The 19388-nt window shown below is 66.1% G+C and carries 14 protein-coding genes, 1 tRNA gene and 1 pseudogene; 7 read left to right on the top strand and 9 right to left on the bottom strand.

Going from position 1 to position 19388, the window contains the following annotated elements; translation table 11 throughout:
* Positions 1-133: 133 nt before the first annotated feature.
* From BLU81_RS03700 to BLU81_RS03685, 5 genes are all read right to left on the bottom strand, one after another.
* Complete coding sequence (locus BLU81_RS03700; protein WP_092556555.1) at positions 134-541, bottom strand: carboxymuconolactone decarboxylase family protein; 408 nt, start codon at positions 539-541, stop codon at positions 134-136.
* Between the two features lie 28 nt (positions 542-569).
* A complete protein-coding gene (locus BLU81_RS03695) occupies positions 570-1517 on the bottom strand; it encodes an MBL fold metallo-hydrolase (RefSeq protein WP_092541598.1) in 948 nt (315 codons plus the stop codon).
* Positions 1518-1852: 335 nt separating this feature from the next.
* Positions 1853-1936 (bottom strand) — tRNA-Thr (locus BLU81_RS47565).
* 763 nt (positions 1937-2699) lie between these two features.
* A complete protein-coding gene (locus BLU81_RS03690; protein WP_092541596.1) occupies positions 2700-3329 on the bottom strand; it encodes a hypothetical protein in 630 nt (209 codons plus the stop codon).
* Positions 3330-3609: 280 nt separating this feature from the next.
* A protein-coding gene (locus BLU81_RS03685) for an IS5 family transposase (RefSeq protein ID WP_157751191.1) occupies positions 3610-4514 on the bottom strand; the annotation gives its coding sequence in 2 pieces (ribosomal slippage) (positions 3610-4164 and positions 4167-4514; 903 coding nt in all).
* Positions 4515-5404: 890 nt separating this feature from the next.
* Between BLU81_RS03685 and BLU81_RS03680 the strand changes: the two genes are divergently transcribed.
* Positions 5405-5683 carry a hypothetical protein gene (locus BLU81_RS03680; protein WP_092541594.1) on the top strand — a complete coding sequence of 93 codons (279 nt, stop codon included), beginning with the start codon at positions 5405-5407 and terminating at the stop codon, positions 5681-5683.
* A gap of 71 nt (positions 5684-5754) precedes the next feature.
* A pseudogene (locus BLU81_RS51920) lies at positions 5755-5911 on the top strand (transposase); the annotation flags it as partial.
* 293 nt (positions 5912-6204) lie between these two features.
* On the opposite strand, the gene BLU81_RS03670 reads toward BLU81_RS51920, so the two are convergent.
* On the bottom strand, positions 6205-7257 hold the full coding sequence (locus BLU81_RS03670; RefSeq protein ID WP_092541592.1) for a competence protein CoiA family protein: 1053 nt from the start codon (positions 7255-7257) through the stop codon (positions 6205-6207).
* A gap of 334 nt (positions 7258-7591) precedes the next feature.
* On the opposite strand from BLU81_RS03670, the gene BLU81_RS03665 reads away from it, so the two are divergent.
* From BLU81_RS03665 to BLU81_RS03645, 5 genes are all read left to right on the top strand, one after another.
* The gene (locus BLU81_RS03665; RefSeq protein WP_092541590.1) at positions 7592-8044 is read left to right on the top strand and encodes a hypothetical protein; all 453 of its coding nucleotides are present in this window, start codon (positions 7592-7594) and stop codon (positions 8042-8044) included.
* Between the two features lie 111 nt (positions 8045-8155).
* On the top strand, positions 8156-8803 hold the full coding sequence (locus BLU81_RS03660; protein WP_157751189.1) for a hypothetical protein: 648 nt from the start codon (positions 8156-8158) through the stop codon (positions 8801-8803).
* A 123-nt stretch (positions 8804-8926) separates the two neighbouring features.
* The gene (gene istA / locus BLU81_RS03655) at positions 8927-10549 is read left to right on the top strand and encodes an IS21 family transposase (RefSeq protein WP_172890773.1); all 1623 of its coding nucleotides are present in this window, start codon (positions 8927-8929) and stop codon (positions 10547-10549) included.
* Positions 10546-11337 (top strand): IS21-like element helper ATPase IstB, encoded by a 792-nt coding sequence (istB, locus tag BLU81_RS03650; protein ID WP_269460971.1) that lies wholly within the window; start codon positions 10546-10548, stop codon positions 11335-11337. Before istA ends, istB begins: the two co-directional genes overlap by 4 nt.
* A 129-nt stretch (positions 11338-11466) precedes the next feature.
* The gene (locus BLU81_RS03645) at positions 11467-12192 is read left to right on the top strand and encodes a GNAT family N-acetyltransferase (RefSeq protein WP_157751187.1); all 726 of its coding nucleotides are present in this window, start codon (positions 11467-11469) and stop codon (positions 12190-12192) included.
* A gap of 20 nt (positions 12193-12212) precedes the next feature.
* Here the strand turns inward: BLU81_RS03645 and BLU81_RS03640 are convergent, their stop codons facing one another.
* Genes BLU81_RS03640 through BLU81_RS03630 form a run of 3 tightly spaced genes read right to left on the bottom strand, consistent with a single transcriptional unit; the run spans position 12213 to position 19246 of the window.
* Positions 12213-14885 carry an RNaseH domain-containing protein gene (locus tag BLU81_RS03640; protein ID WP_092541578.1) on the bottom strand — a complete coding sequence of 891 codons (2673 nt, stop codon included), beginning with the start codon at positions 14883-14885 and terminating at the stop codon, positions 12213-12215.
* Positions 14875-18171: a pPIWI_RE_Z domain-containing protein gene (locus BLU81_RS03635; RefSeq protein WP_269460984.1), complete on the bottom strand. Its 3297-nt coding sequence runs from the start codon at positions 18169-18171 to the stop codon at positions 14875-14877. The genes BLU81_RS03640 and BLU81_RS03635 overlap by 11 nt, the downstream gene beginning before the upstream one ends.
* Positions 18161-19246 (bottom strand): pPIWI_RE_Y domain-containing protein, encoded by a 1086-nt coding sequence (locus BLU81_RS03630; RefSeq protein WP_157751184.1) that lies wholly within the window; start codon positions 19244-19246, stop codon positions 18161-18163. Before BLU81_RS03630 ends, BLU81_RS03635 begins: the two co-directional genes overlap by 11 nt.
* Positions 19247-19388 lie beyond the last annotated feature (142 nt).

The following is a 19388-nucleotide window of genomic DNA, read 5'->3' as shown; positions in this document are numbered from 1 at the left end:
GTTCCTTCCTCGGACGGCCTCCAGTTTCAGTTCCAGGGTGTCCGCACTCGCACCGCCGCCGCCGCCGGCACGACGCCGGCGACAGCAACACCACCCGCCACCAATGCCGCTGCCCACATCGCGCGGATTCTGGTCAACATTCGGATTGCCGCTCCGTTGAGGTGATGGCTGCGCCTTGGCTGACCGGGCGCCGGACCGCCTCCATCGCCAGCGAGGTGTACGGCTGTCCGAGATAGGCAGTGAGGAGGACCATCAGTTCGGTGAGGGCCTCATCGTCCAGACCGGTGCGGCGAGCCAGCGAGAGGTAGGTCGACAGGCGACCATCGGTCACATTCTGGGCGACGAGCGCGGTGATGACGGCGATACTGCGGTCGCGGTCGGTCAGGTTCTGGCCTTGCCAGCCGGGACCTCCGGCGGCTTCGAACGCTTCCAGGGTGTACGCGGCTCCGGCGTGCTCGTTCATGATGCGCTCGGCCTCGGCGGGAGCCGTTCCGAAATTGCGGGCGTAGACCTCGCGACCGGCGGTGGCGCGAGCGCTCATCTCGTACACGGGAACGGTTGGCATGTTGTCATTGCCCTGTCGTCGAAGTTGCGGGTGGAGGCTCAACACGGTTGCCGCGATCACGGGAAAGAGAACGGTCCGACGCCTGGATCAATCGGTGCGGTCCGGCCGTCGCTACGGACAGCAGCGGGATTCCCTGGTACGAGTCGAGGTCGTGGGCGGGGACGATCTGCATCAGCCTCTCGACGGCGATCACGCGGCCCAGGTCTTGCCGGAGCTGCCTGGGATCGCTGTCGGCGAGTCTGCTCATCAGCCAGGGTCGTTCGACGCGACGGCGGATACCGTCGATCTGCCAAGTGAGGTCGCCGATGAAGGCGTATCTCTTTCCGGTGGGCAGGGTGACGAAGACAATGACCGAGCCGGTGGTGTGGCCACCGGCATGGGCGATGACCACCGAGCCGTCGCCGTACACGTCGTAGCTCGACGCGAAGCCCAGGTACGCCCGGTCGTCGAACCCGTACTCGTGGATCCGGTGACCCTCCGACACGCTGCGGTAGACCTTGCCGTCCGGGTCGCTGGCCGCGTATCGGCGTTCGTGCGCGTTCATCCAGATGGCAGTGCCGCGCAGCCCGTCGATTCCACTGACGTGATCCCAGTGCGAGTGGGTCGGTAGCACACCGAGCAGCCGGCGGCGGTCGTAGCCGACGGCGTCCAGCTGATTGCTGACTGTCTGACCCGTTTCATAGGGGGCGCGCACGAACCGGGGCAGCATGGCGATGTGCGCAGCGACGTCAGCGCCGAAGCCCGCATCGATCAGCAGGTCGCCCTCCGGGTGCTGCACCAGCACCGCCGACGAGGCGAAGCGCCGCTTGTCGCCGAACGACCCGCCCTGGAAAGCCAGGGCCGCGCGAGTCATATAGGTCCCAGTGGGCAGGTGATAGATGGCTATTTCCGCCGGCGGAGAAGCCTCGGGCAACGGCTGCGGCCACGGAACAGGTTCAGCGAGAGGTGACATGCCAAGACCGTACGAGCCAAGACAGTCTCAGTCAAGAACTTCTTACCTGAGACGACTTTGGTCGCTCATCGCACCCGGCCCCAGGCATGCATCAACGGCCCTGCCGACGGCCGGTCAGCTCGTCAACCCCGGCCGCGGTGATGGCCAGCTCGTCCGCCGTCGAATCTGATCGTTGAACTGCTCAGACCTGATTGACGACCGACCAATGTCCGCCACTGTTCTCGGCGCCTTCGAAAGCCCCGCCGGCCCGAGCCACAAACTCCAACACGAAGACTTCATCGATAAAAGTGATGTCCCGAACCGCACCTCCGCCGGCCAGGGCATTTCCCTTGAGCCGCCTGACGGAATCGAACCGTCGACCTACGGATTACGAGTCCAAACAAGATCGTTGATCTAGCTGCACGTATCTCCACTGAGCTGTGGAAACGCTTGTCAAGATCTGACAGTGCTCCGCTGTCTCTGCGGACTTCGTGCGGACTGGATGCGGACTGGATGCGGACTACTCGATCTTGAAGTTCGTGGCGTATGGGGCGCGGGAAACCCGGATGCCCCGCGCAGACCGTTCGGGCATCATCCCCTCATGAGTGTTCGACAATCGCGGGAGGAGAGAGCGGCCACGCTGACCGCGCTCCTCCGAGAGGTCCAGGTAGCTGAGTGCTGGCAGGGACACAGCCCGGCGGGATACGTCGACACCGCGGTACGCCGGTGGATCACATCAGACAGACGGATCAAGCCTGGCAAGCGCACCCCGGAGAACCGGGTACGAGATCTTCTCCGTGGGCTCCGCGAAGCACCGCGTGACGGCAAGATCTACGAGGAACCGGGATGGCTCGAACATCTCGCTGACCGTTTCGGCTCTGCGCTACTAGAAGCCGACGCATCGCCGGACCGCTGACCTAATCGAAGACGACCGCTGCGCCCAGTTTGGAAGATCGCTACGCCATGTCATAATCAGCCCGGATTACCTGCTCAGATGCCCTGCCCGACTACCCGATCATGACCACTGGAGACCGTCCGCGGCACGCCGAGATGGCACGGGCCTGGCACGGCCGGGCGTACCTGGACCACCCTGCTGGACCCCCCGCCTACGGCGACCACCTGAGTCGAGGGCAAGCCGCGAAGCGGCGCGGCAGCAATCTCCGGAAGCGCAACGGCGGGTGACCGCCGCAGCGATCGGCAGGGTCAGTCCACCGGCTTGGGTTCGTCGCCGACGGCCTCGACGATGTCGCCAGCCGCGCGGATGGCATCCAGGAACCGGCGGAAGACCGGCCAGGGAAGTTCCCATCGGCCGTGCATCGTCAGGGTCACGTGGTCGGCAGGAAGCGGAACAAACGGACCGGACTCGGGTGAAGCGTCGGGGATGCGAACGTCCAAGTAGTTGTTCTCGGTGTTGCCCAGTTCGACTTCGTACAGCTCGTAGCACCACGACTCGATGTCGCCGTAGTGGAAGTGGTTGACCTCGTATCGCCGGTCCCCGTGTGACCAGACGTTGCGTGTCAGCGGCAGCGAGATGGCCTCCGCCGACAGATCCCGTAGCTCATCGACCAGGTCGCCGCTGGAGTCGAGTACGCCAACCAGCTTCTCCAGGATCGGCCAAGGGACGATGCCGCCGCCTGCATGAACGACGATGCCCGAAGCTGGCCTCGGCGTGAACGGCCCATCCAGAGTGGTGTCCGGAATCAGGACGGAGAGGAATGGTCCAGTGCCAGAAGGCCCCGTCAGACCCGCCAACTCGTACTGCCAAGCGTCGTCATGCAAGCTATATCCCGACGTGAGCTGGTACAGCTTGCCGTCGTGGGACCAGATCTCCATCGCCGGATGATCGCAGTCTTCTCCTGCCATGCCGACCGATATCCGAAGGTGGCCGGCTCGCCGACCGATGCCGGCCGGAGGCCGCCAGCAGGCCGAGTGAGCCGGCCGCGCCGCGCTTGCGCGGCGCCTTGATCCAGAACAGAGCAATTCGGCAGTGCGAAGCAATCGTTCGGCAACCGCCAGGAAGACCCCCACACTGCCAGGACGGTCCTCACCCAAGATTGCTGAGCTGCGACTCGTTGACCAGCAGTGCCGTAGATCGACTTACCGTGGCGCCCCGCTAGGTCGTGTGTTGTTGATCTTTGGTGAGGTCGCGGAGCCAGATTTTGATGGTGGCGATGTCGACGGTGGCCAGGTACATGAAGGCCCGCTTGTCGTAACGGGTGGCGACGGCACGGAACTGTTTCAGCTTGTTGACCGCGCGTTCGACGGTGTTGCGCTGCCGGTACCGGTCGGCGTCGAAGCGGGGTGGCCGGCCGCCGCGGGAGCCGCGGTTGAGGCGGTTCTTGCGCTGGTCACGGCGTTCCGGGATGGTCGCGGTGATTCCGCGTCGGCGCAGGCCGGTACGGATCGCGGCTACCGAGTACGCCTTGTCGGCCAGCAGGCGGGTGGGCCTGGTCCGGGGCCGGCCGCGGCGTCGGGGGATGCGGATGCCGGCCATGACGGTGTCGTAGCCGATACGGTCGTGGCGTTGGCCGGCGGTCAGCGATCGGGAGATAGGTCTGCTGTGCAGGTCGGCGGCCAGGTGCAGCTTGGTCCCGAACCCGCCCCGGGAGCGGCCCAGGGCTTCGGGTTCGGTAGCGGGGCCGGTCGCCGTCAGGGTTTTGACTGGTCTGCCGGGGGCTGGTGGCGGGCACCGGCGGCGTGCTGGTGGGCGCGGACCACGGTGGAGTCGATGCCGAGCGTCCACTCGGGATCGTCGATGTCGGTGTCCAGGCGCAGCCGTTCAGCGATGTGTTGCCAGGTTCCGTCGAGGGCCCATCGCCGTTTGCGCTGGTAGATGGTCTGCCAGTTCCCGAACCGGGGTGGTAGGTCCCGCCAGGGGACGCCGGTGCGTTCGCGGAACAGGATCCCGGAGATGACGGTGCGGTGGTCGTTCCAGCGGTGACCGCGCGGCGGGTTCTGCGGCAGCAGCGGCTGGAGCAGAACCCACTCGGCGTCGGTGAGTTCAAATCGTGCGCTCATAGCACCTCGATAAACATCGAGACACATCAAGATCTTCCCTCAAGATCTACAACACACCACCTAGTGCGGGTGAGCGCGGGATGGACTGCAGGACCACAAGGAGGGGTCCGTACCCGTGCCGCTTCTTGACGTTGGCTCGTCGACGTCCAACCGGCGGACCGCCACTACAGAGGCAAAGACCTTATGCCACCTTCGCAGCGACTGCTCGGCCCGGAGATGCCTAATCGGGCGCTGTCGAGCTTGACTCGGCTCAGGGAACTGCCGCACCGGCCGTACCGGCTGCGCCGGCTTGCCCTCGAAGGTCGCGCTGCCGCCCGCGTCCGTGGTGGCCCGCCCGACTGGTGAGAGTGCCTTAAAGGACTGGTTGGACGACCGCTGTCCCAAACCGTCGGCAAGAAAGCGTGGTACTTCCAGATGCCGCGGCACCCAACGTCCGAATCGGCTGTTGTGACTCCTCTAGCCAGCGGCGGTCGCGGTATCGTCGCACTATGCAGCAGCCCTCGCCGCGCGGGCGTGAGGATGGCGATGCTCCAGCGACCAACGAGGGCGGTGACCCTGCCGACGCCGTTGCGGATAGCGGCCGGGGCAGCGCCCCTGGACCGGACGGGAAAGCGAAAGCTGAAGCCACAGCGGACTCCGCACCGACGCGTGATGCAGTATCGGAGTCGCGTCGACGCGCGGGGCGGATCACCTCCGCCACGCTACTTGCGGTTGTGGGGCTGTTTGTCGCCGTCGTGGCCCTGATACCCGATTGGGCGGAGTTCCTCAGGCCCACCGCGCCCCAGCCGACAGTGCCGAGCCCGAGCGTGTCGTCACCTGCCCCCCACTCCGGTTCGTCAGCCTCCCGCTTCCCGCAGGGCAGCGGAACCGTTCCACCAGAATTGGTCGGGGTGTGGAGCGGGGGACCCGGCTCGGAGCCGAAGCTTCAGCTGACCATTCAGGCCAACGGGGCCTACGAGTTCAGCGGCCAACAGTTCGGCACCCCGTTCTCGGAGAACGGGCGGATAACGGTCGAGGAGAAGGTCCTCACCTTCGAGCCGACGCTCAGCGACCACGGGCTGGAGCCACGTACGGCAGTATGGAAGCGGTCGGCGGACACCGACATCACCAACATCCTGGTGTACTCAGATCTCAGATACGGCTACTTCAGCTTCGTCCAAATAGGATGAGCTCCGCTAGACAGTGTCCTGCCGACCTGTTAATCAGTCCTGGTTGATGTGTCGGGTGTTGGCGTAGTGAGCTGACGGATAAGGCATGGGCGGTGATCGAGCCGTTGTTGCCGGAGCCGGGCCACAGGTCAGGGCGGTGGCGTGATCACCGGCAGGTGACTAACGGGATCTGGTGAAGGCTGTGGACCGGCGCCGTGGCGGGATCTTCCGAAACGCACCCCCCCGTTTACCCCCCGAAAACCCCTGCCAACGGCTGGCCGGCGATGACAAGTGATGATCACCTTGTCGCGGCGTTTGTGCAGTTCAGCGCAAAGTTCTGATGGTGGATGACAAGACCACGGCCCCAGTGGTCGAGGAGCGTAGGTTGTCGACTCTTGTCATCGTTATGCAGTGGTCGAGCGCGAGGGGTTGGCGGGCATCGTCTGCCCACCGTACGAGCTAAGTATGACGAGCCGGGCATGGTGCAGCAATCTGGAACGAGCTGCTCGGGATCGGGGCGTGGCCGTCTCGGCTCGTCACGCTCAGGGATATTCGATGAGCTTATGGACGCCGTCGCTGAGTAGGTCGCCGGTTACCCAGTTGCAGATTTGGCAGCGGTAGCGCCGTAGCTCTAGATCAGCATTTGGGGGCAGGGCGTCGATGCGGTGGACTTCGTGAACGCGGAGATCGGGCACGGCCGGTGGGTTGTTTTGTCCGAAGTTGACTCGCTCGCCCTGTGCGGCCTGTTGCTCCGGCGTCGGTGGAGCCGAGTGTCGTTGCCGGAGTCTGTCCGCGTTTCGCGCGACCGCTGCAGTGATCTCGCGGAGTTCGGCGATGACTATTGCGGGTAGCAGGAAGCCGGTTTGCCCGGCGGTGAAGTGGTCGAGGGCAGTCCATCGCACTTCTGTCTGGTCGCCTGCGCAGGGCGGGTAGTGCAGGGCGCGGATGCGGTGGTCGGGCCGCATCCACCAGGCGCCGTCGAAGCCGTGTGGTCGTGCCAGCGGTATGCCGATGGCATCGAGGTCGACGGCGAGTTGCCAGTGGCATTGTGGCTCGTCGCGGGCAATGCCGGGTACGCCGATGCGGGGGTGCCAGAGCCAGATGTCGGTGAGGCCGGCGGCGGTGTAATCCTGGTGGCGGCGGGTCCATGCCTCGTCGGTAAGTGGCTGTTGTTGAACCTCGATGGCGAGGCGGGTGCCGTCGGTGAGGCTGACCTCGACATCGGTGCGGCGACGCCCGTCCGCGGTCCGGTATTCGGTCACTGCGTCGGCGACTCCGGGCTGTTGGCGGGCCCATCGCAGGAGGGTCTGTTTGGCGTTGGCGTGCCACAGGGTCTCGGGGTGGTGGCCACCGGCCGGTGCCATGCCCGGAGGGTGCGCGAAGTGTGTGCGGACCTTGCCGTACTTCCTGCCGCCGCGGCACTGCAACGGTACGAGAGTGCCAGGTGGTGCTTCGTCGCCGTGGAAGCAGTGCCAGCACACCAGGGTCGCGGTTCCGCCGTACCCGTGCTTGTTCCAGACCTGCTTAGGTGCGTCGTCGACGTGGACACTGCGTCGGGTGCGCGTGTCGAAGCCGACGACCGACAGGTCGCCCATGATTTGGGATCCTTCGTGCGAGACGGACCCGCGCGGCAGGAGACCGTGCGGGTGGCGTAACAAGACGCGTGAGGCGTACGCGAAATGAGTCGCCCGTCATCGCAAGAAGGTCGATGACCTGTATACGAGCCGGTCAACGGCTCGGGATCGCCCGCTCAGGCTCCATGGCCGTCGGCGCGGGTCGACCGTCACTCATTCGAAGAGGATGTGTCGTTTGTCGACGGGCTCAGCCAGTATCTCCGGTCGTAGCGGCTTACGCAACGAACTTGTGCGACGGGCGCTGGTCTGACCTGCGGGGTATCCCCGGCTGTCCCGCACGTGGTTACCATCGTCGATGAACGCCGTCGTCGTGCACGTTGGGAGCGCTGTGCCCGAACTGGAACCGGATCTTCACGCGGTGTGTGACCTCTGTGCTCAGAACGTGCCCCCAGATGATGGGTACTTATGGGTCGACAACGACGAGATCGCACGCTGCGAGCAGAAGACGGCGGCATGGGAAGCGGAACACCCGGCCACCGAAAATATGACGGGCGACAACCTCCGCACCCGCCCAGGCCCGGCACGCTGGCGCGTCACCCACACCGCCTGTGACCCCGGGTCGCGCGGCGACGCCTACGCCATCGAACTCGACCGGATCTCGACCTTCCGCGACCTTGCAGGCTGGACGATCCACCTGCAGGGCAAAAAGTGGTTCAGGTACACCGACTGGGACGAACTCGCCGAGGATGCGTTGGGCGCTGGCGGTGGACGTCTCGTATCGCGATACACGGAGCCGTGGCACGGCTGACAGCAACAGCGCCAAGCGACGCTGCGACCCACATCCCCAGCATCGCGCTGAGCTGGAGGGGCGCTTCGTTGGCGCAGCGGTCGTTGTTGAGTGATGGAAATAGGAGGCGTGATGGCTGAGGACGTCATCTTTCTTGATCCACCACCGTATTCGTGGCGCACCCGCAAGATCTCGATTCGGCCGGCGCGGTGGTACGTGGTGGTCGAGTTGGACCGCGACGGCTACGCCGATACCCACGGGGCCGAAGCGGCTGTTCTACCGGCGGGAGTCGTAGAGGCAGCCGACAGACTGCGATCCGCAGCCATGGACCGGATCTACGTGGACGGCTACACGGGCAACTTCTCGTGGGGTAGCGGAGACCGCACCATCACCCTATTCATGCCGTTCCCGTACGTGGACGACGCGGTCAGCGCCCTGCGTGCAGCTGAAGAAGCGCGGGACGGTTCAAAGCTCGACAGCCTGGCTACCCAGCTGGCCTTACCGATCGACGACTGGCTGTCACCCGGCGAGCGCCAACTGCGGCGCGGGGTGGATTTCGACGCTCGACCGCATACCTTCCTACGCTTCCTGCGGGCGAAAGCACATCAGCAGGGACTACGCCTCAATGGCCGAGCGACACCCTCTGGGGTCTGGATCCGCCCCCAGCTATCCCGCATCGAACAACTCAGCCGCGCCGCCTTCCCCGAGGAGTACGTTGATCGGCCGGACCGCTGGAGCATGGCTATGACGGTTGTATTCGGCTCCACCAGGGCGGCTTGACCTGGCCCCACTCGCGAGTGACTTTCCCGCACGAATGGGTGATGGCGGCTTGAAATGGCCCCACCTGCGGTGTTGCGCTTGAAGTCCTGAGTGTGCTCGCCGTTGTTGGGGGCGCCCGTGTCGTTGACCAAGGTCGAACTGTTCCGCCGGATACGTTCTGACGCGGTGCTCGAAGAGCTCTCGATCCGGGCGCTGGCGCGTAAGCACGGGGTGCACCGCCGGTTTGTCCGGGAAGCGCTGACCTCGGCCGAGCCGACGCCGCGTCGGCAGCCGGTTCGCCGGTCGCCGCGGCTGGATCCGGTGAAGAAGACGATCGACGAGTGGCTGCGGGCGGATCTGGAAGCACCGCGCAAGCAGCGGCACACCGCTCGGCGGATCAAGGACCGGTTGGCAGAAGAGCTGAAAGCCGACGTCCCGTACTCGACGGTGCGTGACTACGTGTCGACGCGACGCCGGCAGATCGCGGCGGAAGCGGGTGCACCGGCGGACGGGTTCATCATCAGGCACAACCGGCCCGGCGCCGATGCCGAAGTCGACTTCGGTGAGGTCGTGATCTGCCTGGCCGGGATCATGACCCGCTGTCACCTGTTCGCGTTCCGGCTGGCCTACTCCGGCCTGTCGGTGCATCGCGTGACGGTGTCCTGCGGACAGGAAGCGTTCCTCGAAGGACACGAATACGCCTTCGAGCTGATCGGCGGGATCCCGGTCGGGCAGATCCGCTACGACAACTTGAGTTCGGCAGTGCGCCGGGTAGTCTTCCGGAGCCGATCAAGAATGGAAAACCCCAGGTGGGAAAGCTTCCGAGAGCACTATGGATTCACGGCTTTCTACTGCATCCCCGGGTTGGAAGGCGCTCATGAGAAGGGTGGCGTCGAAGGCCAGGTCGGCTACTACCGCCGCAACCGGCTGACCCCCGTCCCGGCCGTCGCCACCTTGGAAGAGCTGAACCAGCGGCTGGCGGTCGCCGATCTGGCCGACCGGGACCGCAAGATCCGGCTCCGGTCGAGGACCATCGGTGAGGACTTCGCCGCTGAGGCGGCGCTGCTGGCCCGGCTGCCGGCGGAGAAGTTCGGGGCTTCACTGACGCTGCGGCCGCGGGTCGATCGCGAGGCGACGGTGACCGTCCGGATGAACAACTACTCGGTCCCGGCCCGGTTCATCGGCCGCAAGCTGCAGGTCACGCTCGGCACCACCGAAGTGGTCATCGCCGACGGCCGCACCGAGATCGCCCGGCATCCCCGCCTGCCCGGACGCGGCGGCCAGCGGCTGCTGCTGGATCACTACCTGGAGATCCTGCTGCGCAAACCCGGAGCCCTCGCCGGGTCGGAAGCCCTCGACCAAGCACGCCGGGAAGGCACCTTCACCGCCGATCATGAAGCCTTCTGGGCAGCGGCGAAGGCCGCCACCAACGAGGCCACCGGCACCCGGCAACTGATCCAGGTCCTACTGCTGCACCGGCATCTGCGCGGTCAGGACGTGACCGCGGGCATCCGGGCCGCCCTGAGCGTCGGCGCCGCGACCGCTGACATCGTCGCGGTCGAAGCTCGCAAAGCCGCCCAGAACGCCGGCCCCTCACCCACGATCACGGCCGGGCCGCCGCCGGCACCACCGCCGCCACCGCCACCGCCAGCGGTCACCGAACGAACCTTGCAGCGAGTGGCGCGGTTGCCCGCCGATCATCGGCCGCCACCGGACCTAAACCGCTGGGACCAGCTGTTACACCACCGGAGAAAGGAATCATCGTGAGCCGTGTTCCTCGAGCCATGACCGAAAGCGCCGCCGACGCGGCGATCGAGACCTCCTGCCGGGTCCTGCACCTGCCCACGGTCCGCAGCCAGTTCTCCGAACTGATCACCCGCGCCGAACGTGACCAGCTCAGCTATCGAGGCATGCTCGCCGAACTGCTGATGGCCGAATGCGAGGAACGGGACCGGCGCCGTTCCCAGCGGCGGCTGCAGGCAGCGGGCTTCCCCCGCCAGAAATGGCTCAGCGACTTCGACTACACCGCCAACCCGAACATCAACCCCGGCCTGGTCAACAACCTCGCCAACTGCGACTGGGTCCGCTCCGGCCAGCCACTCTGCCTGATCGGTGACTCCGGCACCGGCAAATCACACCTGCTAATCGGCCTCGGATCAGCAGCCGCGATGGCCGGGTTCCGGGTCCGCTACACCCTCGCCGCGAAGCTGGTCAACGAACTGGTCGAAGCCGCCGACGACCGGCAACTGACCAAGACCATCGCCCGTTACGGCCGGGTCGACCTGCTCTGCATCGACGAACTCGGCTACCTCGAACTCGACCGCCGCGGCGCGGAGATGCTGTTTCAAGTCCTGACCGAACGCGAAGAGAAGAACAGCGTCGCCATCGCATCCAACGAATCCTTCTCCGGCTGGACCCGCACCTTCACCGACCCACGGCTCTGCGCAGCGATCGTCGACCGGCTCACCTTCAATGGCACGATCATCGAGACCGGCACCGACTCCTACCGACTCTCCAGAACCGCCGCGAAACAACCCGCCACCAGCAGATCCTGACCGGCACGCCACTGGACCGGCCCCGAAAGACTGAATCCGGCCCGCAGGTGGGGCCACTTCAAGCCGTGCTGGTGGAGCCGATTCAAACCGTCACACTCCTCGCGAGTGGGGCCAGGTCAAGCCGCCCTGGTGGAGCCGAATACAACCGTCATAGCCAGGAGCAGTGCCACCCCGACGGACGGCCCGTGGCGTCCGCTGGAAGACCGCATCCGCGACCAGGACCGCAGCGGCGACCTGACCCCCGTAGTGTTTCGACAGGTCAAGGCCCGACCAGCCGTGGATTGCCCCTGTGGGTTCCGCGACGCATTCGCCGAGTTCGGTATCGGCCGCCACGAAGCACAGCACGAGTTGTGGTCCATAGGCCTACCGATACCGAAGAACATCACCTGGGAGCACGGCAACGTTGCGGTGGTGACCCCACAGTCGAGCGTGACCTGGCGCCGGCTGGTCGCCAAGGTCGCGCTGGCACCCAAACGAGAAAATGGCTATGACTTCACTACATGGGAGGCCGGTGACCGGCCGAAACCCAGCCTTACCAACCGCCGCGCCTACCTACTCCGTTTCCAGCGATACATCATCGGCTACCTCGTCGCCGAAGACCGCGACCATCACCAACGGTGGACCCTCGATCCGGACGACGCCTACACCGGCGACGACTCCACCACCCGAGCCTCCATCGACCTCATCTGGACAGCTTCCGTACACCGCGGCAAAGCAGTCGGCAGCGCACTTGTTCAAACGCTCGCAGACTCGGCCGAATGTCCGCTGACCGAACTGTCCTGGTCAACACCCCTCAGCCCTGCCGGCCAGCGACTCGCACGCCGCGTCTCGCCAAACGGCATCTGGGTTCACTGAAGGCCCGTCAACGCGATCGCTTACCCGTCGGCTTCGGTGATCTTGGCGTCGAGTTGGTAGGCGGGTAGTAGGTACTCGCCCGCTTTCCGGGCCAGATGCAGCGGCAGCGCCAGCAGGGTCGGATCGTCGTAGTGCGCGGCGGCGTACCGGAACTGGTGGGCGGCTGCCGCCCACGGGTCAGGTTTGTCGCCGGGCTGGAGGGCGGCTACGAAGTATTCGGCGAGCTGGGGGTTCCACACGTCAGCGCCGATGTCGAGGATTTCCACGTCGGGATGGTCCTTGGATTTCTTGATCCGCGGTTCGACGCGAGAGCCTTTCGGTGAGGTCTTTGATGCGGTAGCCGGTTTGTCGGGGGTGCTGAAGAAGAGCCGGTGGTGGGCGCTTGAGGGCTTCCACAAACCGGCGCTCAGACCAATCAGGCTGATCTTCTCCTGCTCACCTCTGTCGTTTTCAGTCTTGCCTTCGGCGATCGCAAAATGCTGGGCCGTTTCGTCGCCGAGGTTCGTTCGGACGCGGATGAACCGGATGTTGGGGTACTTAGATGCGGGGAGCTGCTCGTGGATGTTAGTGCTCAGGTCGTCGAGCCGTAGGCGCCCGTTGGTGGTGTTGGCCCACATGCCGCGCAGGTTCTGGGAGTGGCTGAGCAGCAGAGTTGGGCCGTCGAGGTTGTTCAGCTGCTCCAGCAAGTCTCCGATGAAGGTGGTGACCTGTTTGCTGTTTAGCAGGGCGTCGTCGCCTTGCAGCTTGGTCAGCCGCAGAAGAGCCTGGTGCATGGGCAGCCAGGTTCGGTCACCGGGCAGCCGGACCTTGGTGACGGGCTGGCGGGGGTCGCAGCAGACCGCGATGGGGTAGGCGGCACTCTGCGGGGTGTTCTTGCGTACCAGCCACAGGCCCACGACGCGCGTGGTGGGCGGGAGGGGCTCGTCGTCCAGGCCGAGTCGCATGGGCCGAGCCGGGAGCCCGGCGTGGCGTACGAACAGTTCTCGAAGCGATTGCTCGATGCGGATCCGCCGGTTGCTCGCGGTCTCGGTTTCGCGATAGGGCACGAGGAACTGGGTGTTACGGCCGGTCCGGCCGGCGCCGATGCGGGTGGCGAACTTGGGGTCGTCCTCGTCGGCGAAGGCGTCGCCGTCGTCGAGTTCGACCATCACGAGAGCGGGTTGTGTGGTGCGGTACGGCTCCAGCCAGTCGCGGATCTGACCGATGCGGGTGGTGGCCGCGACCCGGATGCGGTCCGTTTTCTTGGTGATCGTCGAATCGATCGCCAATTTGCCCGCCAGGTCTCGCTCCGCGAGAGCACGGGCGTGGACGGTGAGGCGTAGATCGTCGTTCTGCGTCGTCCAGCTCGTACTATCTGCGGCGGGGGTGAGGGCGGGCATCTGCAGGACGTCGGTCAGGCGGGTCAGGGTTTCGTCACGCATCACCGTCGTCTGCCACCACACTTCGAAGGTGACCTCCCGGCTGATGGCTGCGGCGACCCGCCGAGTGTCGATGTGCAGGCCATCTTTCTTGGCCGGTGGCCGAGCTGGTGCGCTTACGCCGAGCACGCGGGCGGTGGGTTCGACGGGGCGCAGATGGTCTTGGAGAGCTCCGCGCAGGGCTTCGAAGATGCGCCAGCGGTCTTTGGCCGAGGCCCCGTCTCCGACGGGGTGCTTGTCTTTGAAGCCGGTGCGGTAGAACACGGCTGTCTCGTAGCCGGCCTCGTAGGTGGGTAGTTCCGGGATATGCCGCAGGGCGTCGCTGGCGAGGTCTGCTGGTGCGGGCAAGGTCACTCCGGAGTGGAATCGCTGCAGGACGGCGACGATGTCGTCGCGCCAGTCCCAGAACCCTTCCTTCTTGCCGTGGGCGCCGGGCCGCCATTTCATGCTGGCGCGCGCGAACATCGGCGGGGTGGCGCCGTCGTACCAGGGTGCGGGGGCTTTGACGGCGACGGAGAGCGCGCGCTTGTAGTTCTTGAGGAAGATCTTGCCGCTGGCGTAGCGGCGCAGGCCGACGCGGACGAACAGATGCGGGACGGGGTTGTCAGGGTAGGTCTGCACGGTGAGGCCGATGACGTAGGACCAGGGCCACCGGCGTTTGCGGCGCGGGTGGTAGTGCGGTGGCCAGGACACGAGTTCGGCGCCGCTGCCCGTGGTGATGCGCTGGAACCGGGAGGTGGTGACGCCACCGTGGTCGACGGTGAAGCCGTCGTTGACCAGTTGGGCGGCGAGCAGGTCGGGCAGGAGCCGGAAGACGGGGTCGCCGGCGGTTTCCCCGGGTCGTGGAACGGGGTCGGTGGTGGTCCATGACAGGTCGGTCGCCGGTTTGATCACGGCGAGCAGGTCAGGGAGCCGGTCGAGCTGGATCTGTTTGCGGGGGTAGCGCTTGGCCTGTTCGTGTGCGGTGGTGACGATGCCGCTGTGGATCAGTGCGGTGAGGGCGGTGTCGTCGGGTTGGGTGGCGGCGCCGAGCCAGAGCTGGTTGTCGCCGCGGGCGTCGTTGACGACTACTTCTGGTTGGAAGGTGGAGAACGCGGTGGTTAGGTCGCGTAGCGGGATACCGCGCGGGCCGGTGCTGGCGCCGGGGTTGAGGAACTCGGCGATGGCCGCCTTCCATGGGGCGGGGAAGGTGCAGGTCTGGTAGGGACGCAGCAGCCCTGTCAGGCGCTGCGGGTCGAGGGGGAAGGCGAGTTCCTGGATGAGGTCATAGCGCACGGTAGGGCTCCAAGAGGGCGGTCAGGGCGCGGTGCAGTGGGTCGTACAGGATGGTGGCGAGCTCGACGTCCTGCGGGCGAATGCCTTTGCCGGCTTGGGCGGCGGTCAGGACGTGGTGCATGCCGACGAGCAGGCTGGTGTCGGAGGCGGGGTCGAACGCGGCGTCGCAGAAGTGCACGGTGGCTTTCTGGCCGCCGCGCACGAGCCGACCGATGACCTGCCAGATGGTGACCAGCTGGGTCCACATAAACGCCGCTTGTTCGTCGTCGTCCATGCGCGAGAGCATTAGAGGGTGAGCCAGTGACTGGCGCCAGCGTGTACCGGCGGCGGCGATGAACGCCTTTGCGCGCTCGTGGGCCGGGTTGGTGGCAGGGCCACCGGCGGGCAGGCCGGTGCGGATCTGGTCGACGCCCCAACGGTTGATGTCCTGAACGTGGTAGGAGATGTCGTCCGGGCGCGGGTGCGGGCGGACCAGGAAGTAGGCGGCGCCGAGCGCGGCGACCCGCTCGTCGTTGAGGATGTTGTGGCCGCGTTCGACCGCCAGCAGCGGAGCGACGAGCAGCCAGGCATCGGTGTGCCGCAGCTCGGCGACGCTGCCGCGCGACAGCGTGTGGCCGGTCCACTGGTGGGTGAAGCTCGCGTCGTCGGGAATCAGCCGCAGAACTTCGCCAGCCCAGTCGGGGCGGGCACGCAGCAGCGCGGCTTCGACCTGCTCGCACTCGGCGTAGCTGCCGACGAGCAACATGATGCGTCGCCGACCCGATGGCAGGGCGTCACGTTGCTGTTCAAGAAGGCTCGGCTGGGCACCAAGACCGTCGTCGACGATCCGGGCGAGTTGCTGAACCATGGCGGCCAGCGCGGCGGGTCGCCGCTCCGGTGGTGTGCCGGAGATCCGGATCCGGCGGTCGGTGGTGCCGTAGCGCTGCGGGCTGTATCTGAACTCGCTGGCGTTGATACCTTCCAGCTCACGCGGCGGTGCCTGCAAGACACCGGTGACCGGTACTTGCAGGTCGTAACGCGGGGAGGTACCCGCCCAACTGGTCGCCGACATCAGCAACACGCCCGGTGGCTGCGCCTGCTCGTCGGTGTAGAGGTTGGCCAGGTTGAGCAGCAGCCACCGGCCGATGCCGTTGCAGCGGAAGAAACGCAGAGAGCCGAGCCGGTCCGGGTGGGCGTCGTCGTCGTGCTGATACTGCAGGCCGATCAGGTTGCCCATCGGCGAATCGGGGACCATCGCCACATATTCGACGGGTGGGCGGTGCACGAGGCTGGAGCCGTGTCCGCGCATGCGTAGCGGTCCTTCGACGTCGTTCCACCGGCCGGTGATACTGCTGATCAGGTTGGTGAGGATGCCGACCAGCAGGGTGAAGTGCAGTTTCAGCGCCAGGTCGCCCAGATCCTGTGGTTCGGTGATGTCGCGCCGCTTCGCCAGCCATGCGGACACCATTTTCGTGACCGTGGACTCGTCCTTATAGGCGGTCTGCTCGGCGAGCCGGCGCAGTTCGTCGGCGCGTGTGTCGACTGTCGGCTGTTCCGTCTTGGTCGGCGCCAGCGACCACACCGAGAAACTCTTACGCCAGGCCTGCGCCCGTTCGACGTCGATCGCCGGCAAGTCGGAGTCATCGTCCGCTTCGGCGTCGGCTCGGGGTGCGGCGAACATGGCGGTGAGCCGCACCGCGAGGGTCCATTCGTTGAAGTAGCCGTCACCGACCCAGGCGCGCAGGTGCGGCTCGTTGCCCAGAAGGGCGTAGATACGCGAGATCAGCATGTCGGCGAGGTCGACCAGGTGCACCCACCGCGCGACCTTCGGCTCGCGCATCGGCCCGCGCCCCCGGGCGGGCAGTTCGACCTTCTTGGTGATGTCGATGACGTCCATCCAGGCGTCGTCGCCGTCGCCGGCCAGCGTTTGACTGGGGCTGAAGATCCCGTCGAGCTGGGTCTGAACCTGATCGGCCTCGTCCACGATGATCAGGTCGCTGCGGTACCACGCCAGTTCCAGGTACCGCAGGTCCGCATCGATGAGTGGCTGGGGAACCCGGCTGAAGACCAGCCCGGCTGGCGTAGTCACCCACACCTTGGCGGTGACCAGCTCACGGGAGGCGTGGTGCCGCTGGCAGCGGGCCCAGAGCGGGCACACGTGATCGACGTCGGTGGTGCCGCCCCGCGGGCCGATCTTCTGCTGTTTGAGCCGTAGGCACGGTGCCTCGTCGAGCTTCCACGGTTTCGCTTCAGCTCGGCGGCTACTCAACGCGCAGGCGGTGGAGGCCCATTGCAGCAGTGGGACATTCATCGCGTTCAGGCCTTCGGCGCGGCGTACGCCGGGGCGGTGCAGCTGCTGGATGTGCCGGCCACGCCCTGACGCGCCGAGCACCGGCGCGGCGCCTACCCCGTAGCGGCGGTACAGCTGGACACGGGTCAGCACCTGCACGACGTCGGCGACCACGACGGTGACGTGATGTTGATGGCGTGCCGCCCAGATCGCGAGCAAGTCCATCAGCGTGCTCTTTCCTGCACCGACCATGCCCGCGAGGTGATGCAACCGGTCGAAGTCGAGCTCGGTGGCCCGTTCGAAGGTGTCGTCGGCCTGACGCAGGCGGATAGTGAGGTCTTCGACACGGCCGTGCCACCGCTGGAACTCCCGGCCGTGCTCGAGATCCTCGCGGTCCAGCTCGGCCGCGAAGTCCACCAGCTGTTTCCACCCGATGCGCACTGGCCGGCGTTGCGGGGCGGGATCGAAGTCGTGGCGCGCCAACGTGCCCCAGTCGGGAAGCTGCTCAGGGATTGTGATCGTCTCTTTGCCGTCCTCGGCCTTCACGAAGTAGCTCTGGCCGGGCTCCGCGATCGGGATCTCGCTGCTGCGATGCGGCGGGAACTGCTCCAGCGCGGCGAGGTAATCGGCTTCCCGGTCGCCGACCAGCGCGGGCCGCCGGAACGGCGGGAGCACATCATCGGGCCCGTCGAGCAGATAGGCCCGCAGCTGCTCGGGCATCTCCAGGTAGGCGGCCAGCGCTTCGCGCCAAACCGGTTCGGACTTGAGCTCACCGACCAGCCAGACGATCACCGACAGGGCGTGATCGGCTTCTTCACCGGCGTCGTCGAAGCGGTAGCCCTTGAGCTGCGCCCACGCGCCGCTCGCCGGTTCCTGCGGGGACACCTGATTAGCCAGGGTCAGAACCAGTTCCACCGTCACGAGTTGGACTGCGTCGACTTTCCAACCCCGGTCTTTCGCCGCTTGCTTGATCTCTTTGGTAAGGCGCTCGTGCCAGCGCCCCCGTTCACGCGCCACGGGTTCCTCCGGCCGCCTTGTCCATGAGTTGTGACACCGACAGAGCCGTCGTCCTCGGCTGCTCGCGCAGGGCGGCGCTGTGCCGCCGCAGGATCGTCAGATAGTTACGCTGCTTACGGGTTCGGTCGTCCGGGATGATGACGAACCCCTCCGTGTACGCGAACTCGTGCCCGGCCGGATAGCTCGGAAGCGGGCGCAGTCGCAGGGCCAGGGCGTACGGGGTACGCCAGTCCTTAACGTCGATGCCCCATCGGCGCCCGTCGGGCCAAATCACCAGCAGGTCGTAGGCGTCGACATCCGGCCACCACACCACGGTCGCCCCCCGCTTTTCCAGCGCGCGGGCAAGGTCAGCTTCGGGGCGTCCGGGAAGGCTGATGTAGGTGCTCAGGTCCCTGCGGATCTTCACGACGCCCTTGCCCGGCAGCAAAGTCACCTGCGGAGCAGTGGGCAACGCGCGGCACCGCGGCGTCGAGCATCGCCACCCGGCGCTAATGTGCCGAGCGACGTGCCCGCATCGGCGGCAGACGCCGACCTTGCCCTCCACGACGTGATCGACGGTCAACGGTTCGTAGGCGGAGTTAAGCCATTCCGACCAGGCCGGCAGGTCCGGAAAGGCATTACGCCGTTCCAGCTGCTGCAATCCGGTCAGCGTCGGAGAATCAATCAGCAGGCGGCGCAGCGCGACATAGACGACCTGCCCACGCGGCCCCATGCTTCGGCAGGTCGAGCGGACCTCGCGCATGAAGGCACTCTCCAGTACCTCACTGACCACGTCCGGATTGGATACCGCCCAGTCGCGGCAGGTCTCACTCGGCTCACCATCGACCACGAGTTGATCGCCCGAACCGACCGCGCCTTCCGGCCACGTCACCGGCCACGCCGCCAACGGCCGCGTGCACCAGCGCGACACTAGGTCACCAACATCGGTCGGCGAATCGGCCGCAGCAGACCAGCACGCCCAGGTCAGCTGATCAAAACCCTGCTGCAAAGCCAGTGGGTAAGGGCGGCGCGCGTCCTCCGGCCCCAGCCACGCCGACAGTCGCATCAATCCCGACGCAATCAAGGTCAGAATCAACTCGGCATCGCGCGTGCCAGCATTTCCCGGTCGACCCATTATCCGAGCACTATTCACGTCCACACTCCCTTCGGACCACAAAGCCGTAGGAAGGCTAGGGCCCGGGTACGACATTTTCGTGATGCCAGGGATCACGACGCAG

The sequence above is a fragment of the Actinoplanes derwentensis genome, from assembly GCF_900104725.1.
Lineage (GTDB): Bacteria > Actinomycetota > Actinomycetes > Mycobacteriales > Micromonosporaceae > Actinoplanes > Actinoplanes derwentensis.
This window is presented reverse-complemented; position numbering and strand designations above follow the sequence as displayed.